Below are 15834 nucleotides of genomic sequence, written 5' to 3' on the forward strand. Positions count from 1 at the left end.
TGGATTTTGACCGGCACTATAGCCTAATATCTGCCGTTTCCGTGTCTAAACGGCAGGGAATGGGCTCATGAGCGCCGACGACGAGAATCGCTTTCGCCCGAAGCCAGGCCGCATCAGGTCGGACGTGCCGAAGGCAGGCAAGGCGAAGAGCTTTCTGACGCAGGCGAAGAAGCTGGCGCGTCAGCTTAGCAACAGCCCTAGCAGATCATCGTCATTCGCATCACGGACGTCCTCGTCGTCCTCGTCGTCCTCATCGGGTTCGGCCGGAAAGAGCGGGAAGGCATCGCGCGCTGGCAAAGGTCCGGGCGTCAAGCGTGGCCGTGGCGCGGCCTATGTCCGCGCCCGAACCCTGTCGGGCGGTTGGCGGCACAGTGCGGCCGGCGTGCGCCGCGTCGTCGTCAAAACCCGTTATGTCCAGAGCGCGGGAAAGAATGGAAAAGGGGCTGCCCATCTGCGCTACATCCAGCGCGACGGAACCTCACGTGATGGCGAGCGTGGTCAGCTTTATTCCGCCACCGAGGACCGCGCCGATGGTGATGCGTTCCTTGAACGCGGCAAGGATGACCGCCACCAGTTCCGCTTCATCGTCTCGCCCGAAGATGCCGCCGATCTTTCCGACCTCACCGAACACACCCGCGATCTGATGAGCCGCATCGAGGCCGACCTTGGCACGAAACTCGATTGGGTGGCTGTCAATCACCACAATACCGGCCATCCCCATGTCCATGTCATCGTTCGGGGCAAGGACGATCTGGGCGAGAACCTGGTCATCAATGGCGACTATCTCGCCAATGGCATTCGTGAGCGGGCGAGCGAACTGACCACGCTGGAACTCGGCCCCGTGACCGAGATCGAGCAGAGCCGCAAGCTGTCTGCCGAAATCGATCAGGACCGCTTCACGCGAATCGACCGCGCCATGACCGAGGAAGCCGACGAAAGGTTCCTCGATCTGCGCCACGAACCGGCAGATGCACGCCGCCAGTTCAACCGCACACTTCGCCTGCGCCGTCTCGCCAAGCTGGAAAAGATGGGGCTGGCTACGGAACATGCACCCGGCGTCTGGGAGCTTGGCGCGAAGATGGAACCGGCGCTGCGTGAACTCGGTGAGCGCGGTGACATCATCCGCAACATGCACAAGGCGCTGAAGGCCGATGGGCAGGAACGTGATCCGATGACCTTCCAGCTTCACCATGCCGCACCCGCGGCGCCCATCACCGGCCGCGTCGTGGACAAATATCTCACCGACGAGATGGGCGAGAACCTGACCCTCGTGGTCGACGGCATCGACGGGCGAACACACCATCTTCCCGGCATTGATCCGGCCCGCGTCGAAGACGCCCGGATTGGCAGCATCATCGAGGTCGGTCCCGCCGATACAGCACAGCGCCCATCCGATCGCACCATCGCTGCGATCTCGGAGAATGGCATTTATCGCCCGAGCCGCCACCTCGAACAGGCGAAGTTCGAGGGGCGTGTGCCGGGCGGGGATTACGAGGGTTATGTCGATGCCCATGTCCGGCGGCTGGAGGCGTTGCGCCGGGCCGGGATTGCCGAGCGGATCGACGCCGACCGGTATCGCATCCCGGAAGACTTCGAAAGCCGCGCCACTGCCTATGATGCCGGTCGCAACCGGCAGGCCAGCATCCGTGTCGTCTCGACCTTCGACCTGGAAAAGCAGATCGGCGCCGATGGTGCGACCTGGCTGGACCGGCGACTGGTTACGTCGGACGCCTCGGATATTACCCCGGCAGGGTTCGGGGAACAGGTACGAGAGGCGATGGACCAGCGCCGCGAGCATCATATCGCACAGGGCGATGCCACGCGGCAGCAGAATGGACGCATTCTCTATCGGCGCAACCTGCTCGCCAATCTGCGGGAACGGGAAGTGGCCCGCGTCGGTGCAGAGATGGCTGAGAGCAAGGCGTTGCCGTTCCGGGCGGCTGCCGATGGCGAAAATATCAGCGGCAAGTTCACCGGGACCGCACATCTATCGAGCGGCAAGTTCGCCATTGTCGAAAAGAGCCACGAGTTCACTCTTGTCCCATGGCGGCCAGTGATCGACCGCCAGCTCGGCCGCGAGGTTGCGGGCATCGTGCAGGGTGGATCGGTATCGTGGCAAATGGGGCGAACACGAGGACTCGGGATTTGAGCCTTTGCCGATCTGGCACCTCGCAAATTGTTCTGTCGACATCGGCATCTGAAAGGGCCTGTCCGATGTGCCGCCGATAGTATCCGGCAACACGGCACCCCTGCTTTTCCTGTTGCCGCTTTCGAAAACGTCTATTCTTTGATCGGCTCCGACTCTCTTGCCGATTGGAGCCTGTATGCGTGGTGGCCGAATACTCTGGGGCCAGATCATTGTCGTATTCACCATTGTCCTGGTGATGGTCTGGACTTCGACACAATGGGTGGCCTTCCGCCTTGGCTTTCAGCCCCAGCTCGGCAATCCATGGTTCGATGTTGCGGGATGGCCGGTCTATTATCCTCCGGCCTTCTTCTGGTGGTGGTTTTCCTATGACGCCTATGCGCCCGGTATTTTCACCGAAGGCGCGTTCATCGCCACGTCCGGGGCGTTGTTCGCTATCGCCGCCGCTTTTTTCATGTCGATCATCCGGGCGCGCGAGGCGCGCAACGTCGCCACCTACGGTTCTGCGCGATGGGCCGAGGACAAGGAAATCCATGCTGCCGGACTGCTCGGTCCCGATGGCGTGGTCCTTGGCAGGCATAGCAAGGACTATCTCCGGCACGACGGCCCCGAGCATGTCCTTTGTTTCGCGCCCACCCGATCAGGCAAAGGCGTCGGTCTCGTTGTGCCGACGCTGCTGACCTGGCCGGGAAGTTGCATCGTGCACGACATCAAGGGTGAGAACTGGAATCTGACGGCCGGCTTCCGGTCCCATCACGGCCGCGTCCTGCTGTTCGATCCGACCAATGTGCATTCCGCAGCTTACAACCCGCTGCTGGAAGTCCGTCAGGGGGAGTGGGAAGTCCGCGATGTCCAGAACATCGCGGATATTCTGGTCGATCCCGAGGGCAGTCTCGACAAGCGCAACCATTGGGAAAAGACCAGCCATTCGCTACTGGTCGGCGCCATCCTGCATGTTCTCTATGCCGAGAAGGACAAGACGCTGGCGGGGGTCGCGAGCTTTCTGTCCGATCCGCGCCGTCCGGTCGAGGCGACCTTGCGCGCCATGATGGACACGCCGCATCTGGGCGAAGCCGGTGTGCATCCCGTCATCGCCTCATCGGCACGCGAACTGCTTAACAAGTCCGAGAACGAACGCTCCGGCGTGCTGTCCACGGCGATGTCCTTTCTCGGTCTCTACCGAGATCCGGTCGTGGCCCGCGTGACGGCCCGCTGCGACTGGCGCATTGCTGATCTGGTCGGAGCAAAAGAACCGGTCAGCCTCTACCTCGTCGTACCGCCCTCGGACATCAACCGGACCAAGCCGCTGATCCGTCTGATCCTCAATCAGGTCGGGCGGCGGCTGACCGAGGAACTGGAAACCACCGGAAAACGCCATCGTCTCCTGTTGATGCTGGACGAGTTCCCCGCGCTCGGGCGGCTTGATTTCTTTGAATCGGCGCTCGCCTTCATGGCCGGCTACGGCCTCAAAGCGTTCCTGATCGCGCAGTCGCTCAACCAGATCGAGCGCGCCTATGGGCAGAACAACGCCATTCTCGACAACTGCCATGTGCGTGTCGCCTTTGCTGCCAACGATGAACGCACCGCCAAGCGGATTAGCGACGCGCTCGGCACGGCGACAGAAATGCGCGATTCCACCAACTATGCCGGTCATCGCCTCGCGCCCTGGCTCGGGCATCTCATGGTTTCGCGGCAGGAAACAGCGCGGCCGCTCCTGACACCGGGCGAGATCATGCAGCTTCCGCCAACCGACGAGATCGTCATGGTAGCGGGTGTGCCGCCCATCCGCGCCGCCAAGGCGCGCTACTATGCCGATGCGCGGCTTCAGGAACGGGTGCTGCCGCCGCCCGATCTGCGCAAGCCGTCGGTGAAGATGGCAACATCGGCGCCAGACGACTGGACGAGCCGTGTTGTTGCGGCCGCGGCCGGCCACGGCCCCACGTCGAACACGTCCGACGACGATCCTGCCAATGCCGGTATCCGTCGTGAGCCGGAGCTTCCCGAGCATGAGGAAATCATCCCGCCGCCACCGCCGCCATCGCAGGAGTTCGATTTTCTCGATGATGAGCCCGACGTCGATGCCGCCAAAGCCCGTGCCATGCGTCAGCGGATGCGCATGGTCGCGCGGCAGGCGTCACTCGACCCAAATGACGGCATCGAGCTTTGAGAAGGAAGACAGGCATGACGAGTCGCACCCGCATGAATGTCTACTTCTCCCCGGATCTGCTGAAGCAGGTCGAGGGTCTGGCGCTGCGTCGCAATGTTTCAAAATCCGCAGTGATCGAGGCTGCGGTAGCATCCTTCCTGTCCGGTGACACGACCGAACGGCTGGAAGCCGCAATGTCGCGACGCCTGGATAAGCTTGGCCGCCAGTTCGATATGCTGGACGAAGATGTCGCCATCCTCGGCGAGACGCTTTCGCTGTTCGTACAATTCTGGCTCACCATGACGCCGCCGCTGTCAGATAGCGCGAAACAATCGGCGCGCATCAAGGGCAACGAGCGCTTCGAAGGCTTCATGCAGACGTTGGGCAAGCGCCTGGCTTCCGGCGACAGGTTCCTGAAAGAGTTGTCGCGGGATATGGATTCGCTTCACGATCTTTCGTCACAAGGCCAGTCCGAAGCGGATGGAAACCAGCTCTGAACTTTCGATCCATCCTATTTACCGCCCTGCGCCGCCGATGCCCGCACACGCGTAAACATCTGTTGAAACGGCCCTAAATCAGGTTCTTTTAATCGACCCCAATCCGGGGTCCGTCTTTTGCGCGTCCCGCCATGAATGGGGCCGCCATGACCGCATCACATCAGAAACCCGAGACGATTGCGCGTGGTGCGCGGATGCTGCGCACCGCGCTCGGTGCATCGATTGCCCGGTTTCTGGAAGATCCAGCTGTGGTCGAGGTGATGCTGAATCCCGATGGCCGCATCTGGGTGGATCGGCTCTCCGAAGGGCTGGCCGATACGGGGGAGAGGCTGTCGGCTGCCGATGGCGAGCGGATCGTCAGGCTGGTCGCCCATCATGTCGGCGCCGAGGTTCATGCCCGCAATCCGCGTGTTTCGGCTGAACTGCCCGAGACCGGAGAGCGCTTCGAAGGGTTGCTGCCGCCTGTCGTCACGGCGCCGACCTTTGCCATCCGCAAGCCTGCCGTCGCGGTGTTCACGCTCGACGACTATGTAAACGCTGGGATCATGACCAGTGCTCAGGCCGAGGTGCTGCGCCTGAACGTCGCTACGCGCGCCAATATCCTTGTCGCGGGCGGCACCTCGACCGGAAAAACCACGCTGACCAACGCGCTGCTGGCAGAAGTCGCCAAGACTTCGGACCGCGTCGTGATCATTGAAGACACGCGCGAACTGCAATGCGCCGCGCCCAATCTGGTCGCGATGCGCACCAAGGATGGCGTGGCGACCCTCTCCGACCTGGTGCGTTCGTCGCTGCGCCTGCGCCCGGATCGCATCCCGGTCGGCGAGGTGCGCGGGTCCGAAGCTCTCGACCTCCTTAAAGCCTGGGGCACCGGCCATCCGGGCGGGATCGGCACCATCCATGCCGGTTCCGGCATTGGCGCGCTGCGACGCCTCGAACAGCTCATCCAGGAAGCCGTCATCACCGTCCCGCGCGCCCTGATTGCCGAGACAATCGACCTCGTCGCCGTTCTTGCTGGACGCGGCTCTTCCCGCCGGCTGGTTGAACTCGCCCGCGTCGATGGGCTGGGGCCGGACGGCGATTACGCCATCACGCATCCCATCACTTTGGCAACCACCCCGAAAGGAAACCCTTCATGATCCGCACGATTTCACGCGGCTGCCGCATCATGGCAACCGCCGCTGCCACTGTTTCCATCAACCTGATGCTGGCACCCGCCGCGCACGCCTCCGGCTCGTCGATGCCCTGGGAAGCCCCGCTTCAATCAATTCTCCAGTCGATCGAGGGTCCTGTCGCCAAGATCATCGCCGTCATCGTCATCATCGCCACCGGCCTGGCGCTGGCCTTCGGCGATACCTCCGGCGGCTTCCGCCGCCTGATCCAGATCGTCTTCGGCCTGTCCATCGCCTTCGCCGCGTCGAGCTTCTTCCTGTCGTTCTTCTCGTTCGGCGGCGGGGCGCTCATCTGATGGCGGGCGGGTTTGAACAGCTCGATGCGGTGCCGGGCTTCTCCATCCCGGTTCACCGGGCGCTGACCGAGCATATCCTGCTCGGCGGCGCACCGCGTTCGATTGCCATCGTCAACGGCACGCTGGCCGGCGCCGTCGGCCTCGGCCTTCGTCTCTGGCTGGTTGGCATCGCCATCTGGGCGGTCGGTCATTTCCTCGCGGTATGGGCTGCCAAACGCGATCCGCTTTTTGTCGAGGTGGGCCGTAGGCATCTGCGCATACCCGGTCATCTGTCGGTGTGAGGGCGCAGCCATGATGAACCTCACCGAATATCGCCGTACCGCTACCCGCCTCGCGGATTTCCTGCCCTGGGCCGCGCTAGTTGGCTCGGGCGTCGTGCTGAACAAGGACGGTAGTTTCCAGAGGACTGCAAAGTTTCGCGGGCCGGATCTGGATTCCGCTGTTGCCGCCGAACTGGTCGCGGTCGCCGGGCGTATCAACAACGCCGTGCGCCGGCTCGGCTCCGGCTGGTCGATCTTTGTTGAGGCACAACGAAGCGAAGCCTCGACCTATCCCGGCAGCCAATTTCCTGATCCTGCCTCCGCTCTGGTCGATGCCGAGCGCAAAGCTGCCTTCGAGGAAGCGGGCACGCATTTCGTGTCACGCTACTTCCTGACCTTCCTCTGGCTGCCACCCGCCGAAGATGCAGCTCGCGCCGAGACCTGGCTCTACGAGGGCCGTGAGCAATCCGGCGTCAATCCATGGGAGCTGATGCGCGGCTTCATCGACCGCACCGACCGCGTGCTGGCGCTGCTCGACGGCTTCATGCCCGAATGCCACTGGATCGATGACGCGGGCACGCTGACCTATCTCCATTCCACGATTTCCACGAACCGCCATCGTGTCCGCGTGCCCGAAGTGCCCATGCACCTCGATGCGCTGCTGGCCGATCAGCCGCTGACTGGCGGGTTGGAACCGCGCCTTGGTGACAAGCATCTGCGCGTCCTGACCATTATCGGCTTTCCGACAGCGACCACGCCCGGCCTGCTCGACGAGATGAACCGGCTCGCGTTCCCGTATCGCTGGTCCACCCGCGCCATCCTGATGGACAAGACGGACGCGACGAAACTCCTCACCAAAATCCGCCGTCAATGGTTCGCCAAGAGAAAATCCATCGCCGCGATCCTCAAGGAGGTGATGACCAACGAGCAATCGGCGCTGGTGGACACCGATGCGTCCAACAAGGCACTCGATGCCGACATGGCCTTGCAGGAGCTGGGCGCTGACGTCGCCGGCATGGCCTATGTCACAGCAACCGTCACCGTCTGGGACGCCGATCCCCGTATCGCCGACGAGAAGCTCCGTCTGGTCGAGAAGATCATTCAGGGCCGTGACTTCACGGCCATGTCGGAAACCGTCAATGCCGTCGATGCCTGGCTAGGCTCGATCCCCGGACATGCCTACGCCAATGTCCGGCAGCCGCCGATCTCGACGCTCAACCTCGCCCACATGATCCCTCTATCGGCCGTGTGGGCGGGGCCGGAACGGAACGAACATCTCGGAGCGCCCCCCTTGCTATACGGCAAGACCGAAGGTTCGACTCCGTTCCGGCTTTCCCTTCATGTCGGCGACGTGGGCCATACCCTCGTCGTCGGCCCGACCGGCGCGGGCAAGTCCGTGCTGCTGGCGCTGATGGCGTTGCAATTTCGCCGCTATGATCGCAGCCAGATTTTCGCTTTCGATTTCGGGGGATCGATCCGGGCATCCGCGCTCGCCATGGGTGGCGACTGGCACGATCTCGGCGGTGGATTGACCGAGGAATCGGAGGTTTCCGTTTCCCTGCAACCGCTGGCGCAGATCGATGATGCCTATGAGCGGTCATGGGCCGCTGACTGGATCGCCGCGATCCTGATGCGTGAAGGCATGACCATCACGCCGGAGGTGAAGGAGCACATCTGGACGGCACTGACATCGCTGGCATCCGCCCCGGCGGGAGAACGGACCATTACCGGCCTTGCCGTGCTGCTGCAATCCAACGATCTGAAACAGGCGTTGCGCCCATACTGCATTGGCGGCGCCTATGGCCGGTTGCTCGACGCCGAGGCCGAACATCTCGGATCAGCCGATGTACAGGCCTTCGAGATCGAGGGGCTGGTCGGCACTGGGGCTGCGCCTGCCGTCCTGTCCTATCTGTTTCATCGGATCGGCGACCGGCTCGACGGTCGGCCAACCCTGCTCATCATCGACGAAGGCTGGCTGGCGCTCGATGATAAGGGGTTCGCCAATCAGCTCCGCGAATGGCTGAAGACACTCAGGAAGAAGAACGCTTCCGTCATCTTCGCCACGCAGTCGCTCTCGGACATTGACGGCAGCAATATCGCGCCCGCCATCATCGAAAGCTGCCCGACGCGGCTGCTTCTCCCGAATGAACGCGCCATCGAGCCGCAGATCACGGCAATCTACCGCCGCTTCGGCCTCAATGACCGGCAAATCGAGATCCTCGCGCGGGCCACGCCCAAGCGGGACTACTACTGCCAATCGCGGCGCGGCAATCGCCTGTTCGAGCTTGGCCTTAGCGAAGTCGGTCTCGCGCTCTGCGCCGCATCATCCAAATCCGATCAGACCCGTATCGCCGAACTCGTCGCCGAGCATGGGCAGGACGGTTTTCTCGCGGCCTGGCTGCGCGATCGCGGCGTCGAATGGGCCGTCGATCTGATCCCGAACCTCACCAATCTTGTCGAACGGACAGAGCCCGCTCGGCCGGTCGCGCCAGATCAAATCCATCCAGATGACAGCCAAGAAAAGGAGACCCTGCCATGATCCGTATCCCCGTTTCCCGATATGTCAGTGCATCCGTGCTGGCGCTGACGCTCGCCATGCCTGTTGCACTGTCGCCCATGCTGACAAGCCCCGCTCACGCTTTTGGCTTCGGCCGCATCGTCTATGATCCGACCAACTATGCGCAGAACCTTCTGACTGCCGCACGCACGCTGGAGCAGATCAACCACCAGATCACCTCGCTTCAGAATGAAGCGCAGATGCTCATCAATCAGGCGAAGAATCTCGCCAATCTGCCATATTCCTCGCTCCAGACTTTGCAGCAAAATGTCCAGCGCACGCAGCAGCTTCTGGCCCAGGCGCAGAACATTGCCTTCGACGTGCAGAACGTCGATCAAATGTTCCACCAGAAATACGGCAAGGTTTCGCTGTCCGCGACCGACGCCCAGCTCGTCGCCGATGCGCGGTCCCGTTGGCAGAATACGGTCGGCGGCTTGCAGGACGCCATGCGCGTGCAGGCCGGTGTCGTTGGCAATATCGACACCAATCGCGCTGAAATGTCCGCCCTTGTCGGGCAGAGCCAGAACGCCACCGGCGCGTTGCAGGCGACACAGGCGGGCAATCAGCTTCTCGCGCTCCAGTCGCAGCAGCTTTCCGACCTGATCGCGCTGATGTCCGCCAATGGTCGCTCCGAAGCCCTGATCGAAGCCGAGCGTGCCACCGCCGCCGAACAAGGCCGCATCCAGCGCGAGCGCTTTCTGACGCCGGGATCGGGCTATCAGCCCGGCAATGCCCGGATGTTCGGCAACGGCAACAACTGACCGGACAGGAGGGGCGCGACATGGACGGCAAGATGCTGGCCCGGCTGGGCGCGATCATATTCGTGGCCATCGCCATCACCGCGACGGTGATCGAAATGACACGCGAGGACGAACCAGCCCAGCCCCGTCCGGCCCCGGCGCTTCAGGCGCCTGCCGATCCACTGCGCCAGAGCCTGCGCCACTGCCAGCAACTTGGCGAGGCAGCCGTGAACGATCCCGACTGCCTCGCCATCTGGGCCGAGAACCGCGACCGGTTCCTCGGCCGGACGCCGGTGCCCGCCGCCCCGCATCAGAACGGGGGGCAGTGAACCATGGGCGGCACCGGCGTCATCGACAATTTTCTGGGCGTCTTCACCAGCTATATCGACAGCGGCTTCGGCCTGCTTGGCGGCGAGGTCGCCTTCATCGCCACCACGCTAATCGTCATCGACGTGACGCTGGCCGCACTCTTCTGGTCCTGGGGTTCGGATGACGACATCATCGCACGCCTCGTCAAGAAGACGCTTTTTGTCGGTGTCTTCGCATACCTGATCGGCAACTGGAACAATCTCGCCCAGATCATCTTCGACAGCTTCGCTGGTCTTGGCCTGAAAGGTTCGGGCACTAGCTTTTCCGCCGCCGATCTGCTGCGGCCCGGCAAGGTGGCGCAGACTGGCCTCGATGCCGGTCGCCCGCTGCTCGAATCCATCTCGGACATGATGGGTTATTGGTCGTTTTTCGAGAACTTCATCCAGATCGCTTGCCTGATGTTCGCCTGGGCGCTGGTACTGCTGGCCTTCTTCATTCTCGCCGTGCAGCTCTTCGTCACGCTGATCGAGTTCAAGCTGACCACGCTGGCGGGCTTTGTCCTTATTCCCTTCGGCCTCTTCGGCAAGACCGCCTTCATGGCCGAGCGCGTTCTTGGCAATGTCGTCTCCTCCGGCATCAAGGTGCTGGTGCTCGCCGTCATCATCGGCATCGGCTCGACATTGTTCTCGCAGTTTACGGCCGGTTTCGGCGGCGTGACGCCGACCATCGACGACGCCATGGCGATCGTGCTGGCCGCACTTTCCCTTCTCGGCCTCGGCATCTTCGGTCCCGGCATCGCTTCCGGTCTGGTTTCTGGCGGCCCGCAGCTTGGCGCAGGTGCAGCAGTTGGAACCGGTCTCGCCGCTGGCGGCATGATGCTTGCTGGCGGCGCTGCCGCAGGCATGGCCGCGAAGGGAGGGGCAGCGGCGCTGTCGGGTGGATCTGCTGCCGTCCGTGGCGGTGCTGCTGCCGCAGGGGCGGCGAGCGCCGCCTATAGTGTCGGATCGCTCGGCCAGTCAGGGGCTGCCGGTGTTGCCTCCGGCCTCGGCGGTGTTGCCCGCGCGGCAGGCTCCGCCGCCGCATCGCCCCTGAAACGAGCGGCCCCGAAAGCAGCGGAAAACGTCAAATCCAGCTTCTCCGATGGCGCGCGCGCCGGGCTCGGCGTCACCGGTGGATCGTCCTCGCAGGGAACCATTGGTGGTGCGAGCGTGGCCGGTGCCGCACCCGCCTCCGCACCGGCGGGCGGACCGCCTGCATGGGCGCAGCAGATGCACCGCCGCCAGGCGCTCAATCACGGCACGACCATGGCCGCCCATGCCGTCCGCTCCGGTGACAGCCACGGCGGCGGCTCTTCCGTCAACATTTCCGAAAGTGACCGCTCATGAACATCATCAGACGTCCAGCGACCCATTACGGCAAATCGCCCGAACCCGAGACGCCTTACCAGAAAGCCGCGCAAGTATGGGACGAGCGTATTGGCACGGCTCGCGCGCAGGCCAAGAACTGGCGCTATATGGCCTTCGGCTCACTGATCCTCTCGGCGGGCTTCGCTGCCGCGCTCGTTCTGCAATCGGCGCGAGGGACCGTCGTGCCCTGGGTGGTGCAGGTCGATAATCTCGGCCAGGCCCAGACCGTCGCCTCAGCCACGGCCGATTACCGTCCGACCGATCCGCAGATCGCCTTCCATCTTGGCCGCTTCATCGAGCAGACGCGCTCGATCCCGGCGGACGCCATCATCGTGCGCCAGAACTGGCTGCGCGCCTATGAGTTCACCACAGATAGGGGAGCGGCCGCGCTCAACGACTATGCCCGCGCCAACGATCCGTTCACCCGTGTCGGCCGCCAGCAGATCGCAGTCGAGGTTTCCAGCGTCATACGCGCCTCGAACGACAGCTTCCGCGTCGCCTGGACCGAGCGTCACTATGAGAACGGGCAGCTTTCCAGGACCGAGCGCTGGACCGCGATCCTGACCATCGTGATCCAGACGCCGCGCGATGCCGAGCGTCTGCGCGCCAATCCGCTCGGCATCTACGTCAATGCAATTTCATGGTCGCGGGAGATGAGCCAATGACCATCGCGTTTCCCCGCAATTCCGCCTTGCCGGTTTTCCGTAAGCCCGCCCTCGCGGCTTTGATGCTCTCGGCCGCCATGCTGGCAGGCTGCGCCACCAACAAGACGCCGCAGTTCAGCTATGATGCCAATGTTCCGGCTCTACCGACCGTGCAGGCCACCGTTACGGATGATCGGCCCCGACCGCTTCACACGCCGCCAGCCTGGACGGTTGCGCGTGGTGGGACCGCAGCGGGAACACCGGCAGGCCGGGTCGAGAACGCCAATGCCGCCGCCCGCGTCGAACCGCGCCGCGAGGGTTACTATAACGCCATCCAGATCTATCCCTGGTCGGAAGGCGCGCTCTATCAGGTCTATGCAGCACCAGGACAGATCACCAATATCGCGCTGGAGCCGGGCGAAAGCCTGACCGGCGCGGGACCGATCGCGGCGGGAGACACCGCTCGCTGGATCATTGGCGATACCGAGAGCGGGAGCGGTACGTCGCGCCGGGTCCATATTCTCGTCAAACCATCCCGATCCGACATCTCAACCAATCTCGTGGTGACGACCGATCGACGCACCTATATGATCGAGCTGCGCGCCCGCGAGGCGCTCTATATGCCGTCCGTATCTTGGTCTTATCCGGCGCTGCCTGCCGGTCAGCGCCAGACCGTTCCCGCAGCACCCATCATCCCGGTCGAGGCGGCACGCAACTATCGTTACGGCCTGACCGGAGATACGCCGCCATGGCGGCCGATTTCCGTCTTCGACGATGGCCGCCGTGTCTATGTCGTTTTCCCGCGCGGCATCGTGCAGGGAGAGATGCCGCCGATCTTCGTCATCGGTTCCAAGGGCGAGACCCAGATCGTCAATTCCCGTGTTCACCAGAACATCTTGATCGTCGATCGGCTGTTCGGAGCGGCTGAGCTGCGTCTTGGTAGCGGCAAGCAGCAGCAGACGGTCAGGATCGTTCGCATCGAGCAAAGGCAAGCTGCCCAGCCCGCCAAAACCGGGGAGCAACCGTCATGAGTGAAGAGGCCACCACCAACCCAACGCCGATGCGTCTGCGTGCCGAGCCGCCGCGCGTCACGCGCCTGTCGCGCAAGATGCTGGCCGGTGCCGGGGCTGTTGCGCTCCTCGGCATCGGCGGGGCGCTGATCTATGCGCTCCAGACGCGCGACATGAGCGGAAACGGTGAAGAACTCTATTCGACCGAGAATCGCGCCACGGCAGATGGACTGGCGGGTCTGCCGAAGGATTATACCGGGCCGGTCCTGGGGCCGGCATTGCCGGGCGATCTCGGTGGCCCGATCCTGGATGCCCAGAACCGGGGTCAGCCCGTCACGCCGCCCGCCATGGCGACGCCTGCCCGCGATCCTGCCGAAGAGCGCCGGCTTGCCGAAGAAGAAGCTGCGCGTCTCAGTACAGTGTTCTTCCAGTCCGGGCCAAGAGTGGCGACGACGCCTGGCTCCAATATGCCGGGCCTTGCTGGCCTTGACCTTGGTGGCCAGCCCGCAACACAGGACCGCCACACGGCATTTCTGAATGGGCCGGTGGAACGGCAGACCGTCGCCATGGATCGGATCATGGCGCCAGCCTCGCCCTACATCCTTCAGGCAGGGGCCGTAATCCCGGCGGCGATGATTACCGGCATCCGCTCGGACCTTCCCGGCCAGATCACCGCGCAGGTCACGGAAAATGTCTATGACAGCCCGACCGGCAGCCTGCTGCTAATCCCGCAGGGAACGCGCATCATCGGTCAGTATGACGCCGGTGTGCAGTTCGGTCAGCGCCGCGTGCTGCTGGTCTGGAACCGCCTGATCCTGCCCAACGGCCGCTCTATCGTGCTGGAGCGCCAGCCCGGTGCGGACGCTTCCGGCTATGCCGGGCTGGAAGATGGCGTTGATTACCACTGGTGGGATCTCATGAAGGCGGCGGGGCTGTCCACGCTGCTCGGCATCGGCACGGAACTGGCGACCGACGACGAGGATCGTCTGATCCGGGCCATCCGCGACGGAGCGCAGGATACCATCAATCAGGCAGGGCAACAGATCGTCCAGCGCCAGTTGCAGGTCGCGCCGACCCTGACGATCCGGCCGGGCTACCCGGTCAGGGTCATCGTTACCCGCGATCTCGTACTCGAACCTTATAGGAACTGACCATGACGAAGCTGAAGCTCGGGCCTCTCATCGAAGACAAACCCGTGAAGGTGGCGGTGGAACTGCCGGGGCCGCTGCACCGCGATCTTGCCGCCTATGCCGAAGTGCTGGCTCGCGAAACCGGCCAGCCCGCTGCCGATCCTGTCAGGCTGATTGTGCCGATGCTGGAGCGGTTCATTGCGACAGATCGGGGCTTTGCCAGCGCCCGAAGATCTCGCTCATGAGGTGCCGCGCGTGCCATTGCGCGTCGCGGCGATGATTTCCATCAACGTATCGACGGCCTCTCGTGTCGCGTCCCATTTGGCGGGCTGATCCATTTCCCGGTTCTGAAGGGTGAGGCTTACCGCACCATGTACCGTTGACCAGAACATGAAGCTGTAGCGACTCAGATCCATGCCGCGCAAAAAACCTTCCTCCTGAGAGCAGCGAAGCCCCGTCAGAAACAGATTGAATATCTGGCTCCCGGTTTCGCTCGACCACGGGTCATCGCTGACCCCGAGCTTCGGCGGCGGTGTGAACATCAGCCGATATAGCGTGGGGTTTTCCAGGGCAAAGCGGACATAAGCATAGCTGCCATCACGCAAATAGCCGAATGGATTGCCGCGCATCTGTTCGAAGATGGCCAGCTTTTCCCTGTATAGCCGGTTGAACCCTTCTTCCCGAACGGCGCGCAGCAAGGCGCTTTTGTTGCGGAAATGGCCGTAAAGCGCTGGTGCTGTGCAACCGATGGCATGCGCGACCGCAGTCAACGGTACGTCGAGGTCGCCACGCTCTGACAGCAGCCGGATCGTTTCGTCGATCGCACGACGAGCAATATCAAGTTCTTGCTCTTTCCGGGGACGGGCCATTCCGATGCCTGTTGCAACTTGTCGTGAAAACTAAACGACATTTACTTTTTTCGTTGACGGGACGGAAGTCAAGAAGCAGCATTCGGTAACTGAACGTCGTTTAGTTTGAGGATGTGCGGAGAGCTGATGAACGCACACAGATCGATTTTCGCGTTGATGATGGCGGGGTGCCCGTCAGAAGCCGAACGCTGTTTCGGATGATGCACCATGGCTGTGATCGGGAACAATCAGACCTCGCCTGATGATAGCCTCACAAACGTCGTTGAGGGGAAACCCGGTACATCTGCGGTCCGGCTGAACCAGTTGCGATATTTTGTTGCCGCCGTCGACTATGGGAGTTTTCGCAAGGCTGCTGCCGCGCTTTCTGTGCAGGAATCCTCCATCAGCCGACGAATCCGTGATCTCGAAGATGAACTCGGGGCGTCGCTTTTCATGCGTCATGCTGGCGGGGTGCGGTTGACCGTTGCCGGGCGGGAATTCCTGCGCAACGCTCGCCATGCTCTCCGCCAGATCGACATTGGGGTGACCAAGGTGGCGGCGGTTGGCCGGGCAGAGCAAGGGCTGATCAAGGTCGGGATTGTCAGTCGTCAGAACATTCGGCACAGATCGCGGCGTAGATTAGCGGAGTGCGGGCCTCGTCCGGAGGTTGATG

Annotated in this window: 16 protein-coding genes; 15 read left to right on the forward strand and 1 reads right to left on the reverse strand. The window is 63.0% G+C overall.

The window, feature by feature from the left end; translation table 11 throughout:
* Positions 1–67 precede the first annotated feature (67 nt).
* From ACH0CP_RS17410 to ACH0CP_RS17475, 14 genes are all read left to right on the forward strand, one after another.
* Positions 68–2149, forward strand: a complete 2082-nt coding sequence (locus tag ACH0CP_RS17410) for a relaxase/mobilization nuclease domain-containing protein (RefSeq protein ID WP_406889885.1) — start codon at positions 68–70, stop codon at positions 2147–2149.
* A gap of 175 nt (positions 2150–2324) precedes the next feature.
* The gene (locus ACH0CP_RS17415) at positions 2325–4313 is read left to right on the forward strand and encodes a conjugal transfer protein TraG (protein WP_024899160.1); all 1989 of its coding nucleotides are present in this window, start codon (positions 2325–2327) and stop codon (positions 4311–4313) included.
* Between the two features lie 14 nt (positions 4314–4327).
* On the forward strand, positions 4328–4789 hold the full coding sequence (locus ACH0CP_RS17420; RefSeq protein ID WP_009450541.1) for a CopG family transcriptional regulator: 462 nt from the start codon (positions 4328–4330) through the stop codon (positions 4787–4789).
* Between the two features lie 146 nt (positions 4790–4935).
* Positions 4936–5928 carry a P-type conjugative transfer ATPase TrbB gene (trbB, locus tag ACH0CP_RS17425; RefSeq protein ID WP_024899161.1) on the forward strand — a complete coding sequence of 331 codons (993 nt, stop codon included), beginning with the start codon at positions 4936–4938 and terminating at the stop codon, positions 5926–5928.
* A complete protein-coding gene (locus ACH0CP_RS17430) occupies positions 5925–6257 on the forward strand; it encodes a TrbC/VirB2 family protein (protein ID WP_024899162.1) in 333 nt (110 codons plus the stop codon). Before trbB ends, ACH0CP_RS17430 begins: the two co-directional genes overlap by 4 nt.
* Complete coding sequence (locus tag ACH0CP_RS17435) at positions 6257–6538, forward strand: VirB3 family type IV secretion system protein (protein ID WP_009450537.1); 282 nt, start codon at positions 6257–6259, stop codon at positions 6536–6538. The genes ACH0CP_RS17430 and ACH0CP_RS17435 overlap by 1 nt, the downstream gene beginning before the upstream one ends.
* A gap of 10 nt (positions 6539–6548) precedes the next feature.
* Positions 6549–9056, forward strand: coding sequence for a conjugal transfer protein TrbE (gene trbE, locus ACH0CP_RS17440; protein WP_406889882.1), 2508 nt, complete (start codon positions 6549–6551; stop codon positions 9054–9056).
* Complete coding sequence (gene trbJ, locus ACH0CP_RS17445; RefSeq protein WP_376711174.1) at positions 9053–9835, forward strand: P-type conjugative transfer protein TrbJ; 783 nt, start codon at positions 9053–9055, stop codon at positions 9833–9835. The genes trbE and trbJ overlap by 4 nt, the downstream gene beginning before the upstream one ends.
* Before the next feature lie 20 nt (positions 9836–9855).
* Positions 9856–10143, forward strand: coding sequence for a putative entry exclusion protein TrbK-alt (gene trbK-alt / locus ACH0CP_RS17450; protein WP_038148836.1), 288 nt, complete (start codon positions 9856–9858; stop codon positions 10141–10143).
* 3 nt (positions 10144–10146) lie between these two features.
* Positions 10147–11508 (forward strand): P-type conjugative transfer protein TrbL, encoded by a 1362-nt coding sequence (gene trbL, locus ACH0CP_RS17455; RefSeq protein ID WP_406889880.1) that lies wholly within the window; start codon positions 10147–10149, stop codon positions 11506–11508.
* Positions 11505–12194, forward strand: coding sequence for a conjugal transfer protein TrbF (gene trbF, locus ACH0CP_RS17460; protein ID WP_024899167.1), 690 nt, complete (start codon positions 11505–11507; stop codon positions 12192–12194). Before trbL ends, trbF begins: the two co-directional genes overlap by 4 nt.
* The gene (trbG, locus tag ACH0CP_RS17465) at positions 12191–13204 is read left to right on the forward strand and encodes a P-type conjugative transfer protein TrbG (RefSeq protein ID WP_406889878.1); all 1014 of its coding nucleotides are present in this window, start codon (positions 12191–12193) and stop codon (positions 13202–13204) included. Before trbF ends, trbG begins: the two co-directional genes overlap by 4 nt.
* Entirely contained in the window at positions 13201–14334 is a 1134-nt protein-coding gene (locus tag ACH0CP_RS17470; RefSeq protein ID WP_015740171.1) for a TrbI/VirB10 family protein, read from the forward strand. Before trbG ends, ACH0CP_RS17470 begins: the two co-directional genes overlap by 4 nt.
* Positions 14335–14336: 2 nt before the next feature.
* Entirely contained in the window at positions 14337–14558 is a 222-nt protein-coding gene (locus ACH0CP_RS17475; protein WP_015740172.1) for a DUF2274 domain-containing protein, read from the forward strand.
* Here the strand turns inward: ACH0CP_RS17475 and ACH0CP_RS17480 are convergent.
* Complete coding sequence (locus tag ACH0CP_RS17480) at positions 14553–15182, reverse strand: TetR/AcrR family transcriptional regulator (protein ID WP_024899168.1); 630 nt, start codon at positions 15180–15182, stop codon at positions 14553–14555. The genes ACH0CP_RS17475 and ACH0CP_RS17480 overlap by 6 nt on opposite strands.
* Positions 15183–15389: 207 nt before the next feature.
* Here ACH0CP_RS17480 and ACH0CP_RS17485 point away from each other — a divergent pair.
* On the forward strand, positions 15390–15834 hold a 445-nt coding region (locus tag ACH0CP_RS17485), incomplete at its 3' end, for a LysR family transcriptional regulator (RefSeq protein ID WP_406893932.1).

The sequence above is a fragment of the Sphingomonas sp. 179-I 2A4 NHS genome (assembly GCF_045369135.1).
Lineage (GTDB): Bacteria > Pseudomonadota > Alphaproteobacteria > Sphingomonadales > Sphingomonadaceae > Sphingomonas.

Bases quoted from the DNA above. Each gene is read 5' to 3' on its own strand.
- ACH0CP_RS17410 (WP_406889885.1), top strand. From the start codon at position 68: ATGAGCGCCGACGACGAGAATCGCTTTCGCCCGAAGCCAGGCCGCATC.
- ACH0CP_RS17415 (WP_024899160.1), top strand. From the start codon at position 2,325: ATGCGTGGTGGCCGAATACTCTGGGGCCAGATCATTGTCGTATTCACC.
- ACH0CP_RS17420 (WP_009450541.1), top strand. From the start codon at position 4,328: ATGACGAGTCGCACCCGCATGAATGTCTACTTCTCCCCGGATCTGCTG.
- trbB (WP_024899161.1), top strand. From the start codon at position 4,936: ATGACCGCATCACATCAGAAACCCGAGACGATTGCGCGTGGTGCGCGG.
- ACH0CP_RS17430 (WP_024899162.1), top strand. From the start codon at position 5,925: ATGATCCGCACGATTTCACGCGGCTGCCGCATCATGGCAACCGCCGCT.
- ACH0CP_RS17435 (WP_009450537.1), top strand. From the start codon at position 6,257: ATGGCGGGCGGGTTTGAACAGCTCGATGCGGTGCCGGGCTTCTCCATC.
- trbE (WP_406889882.1), top strand. From the start codon at position 6,549: ATGATGAACCTCACCGAATATCGCCGTACCGCTACCCGCCTCGCGGAT.
- trbJ (WP_376711174.1), top strand. From the start codon at position 9,053: ATGATCCGTATCCCCGTTTCCCGATATGTCAGTGCATCCGTGCTGGCG.
- trbK-alt (WP_038148836.1), top strand. From the start codon at position 9,856: ATGGACGGCAAGATGCTGGCCCGGCTGGGCGCGATCATATTCGTGGCC.
- trbL (WP_406889880.1), top strand. From the start codon at position 10,147: ATGGGCGGCACCGGCGTCATCGACAATTTTCTGGGCGTCTTCACCAGC.
- trbF (WP_024899167.1), top strand. From the start codon at position 11,505: ATGAACATCATCAGACGTCCAGCGACCCATTACGGCAAATCGCCCGAA.
- trbG (WP_406889878.1), top strand. From the start codon at position 12,191: ATGACCATCGCGTTTCCCCGCAATTCCGCCTTGCCGGTTTTCCGTAAG.
- ACH0CP_RS17470 (WP_015740171.1), top strand. From the start codon at position 13,201: ATGAGTGAAGAGGCCACCACCAACCCAACGCCGATGCGTCTGCGTGCC.
- ACH0CP_RS17475 (WP_015740172.1), top strand. From the start codon at position 14,337: ATGACGAAGCTGAAGCTCGGGCCTCTCATCGAAGACAAACCCGTGAAG.
- ACH0CP_RS17480 (WP_024899168.1), bottom strand. From the start codon at position 15,182: ATGGCCCGTCCCCGGAAAGAGCAAGAACTTGATATTGCTCGTCGTGCG.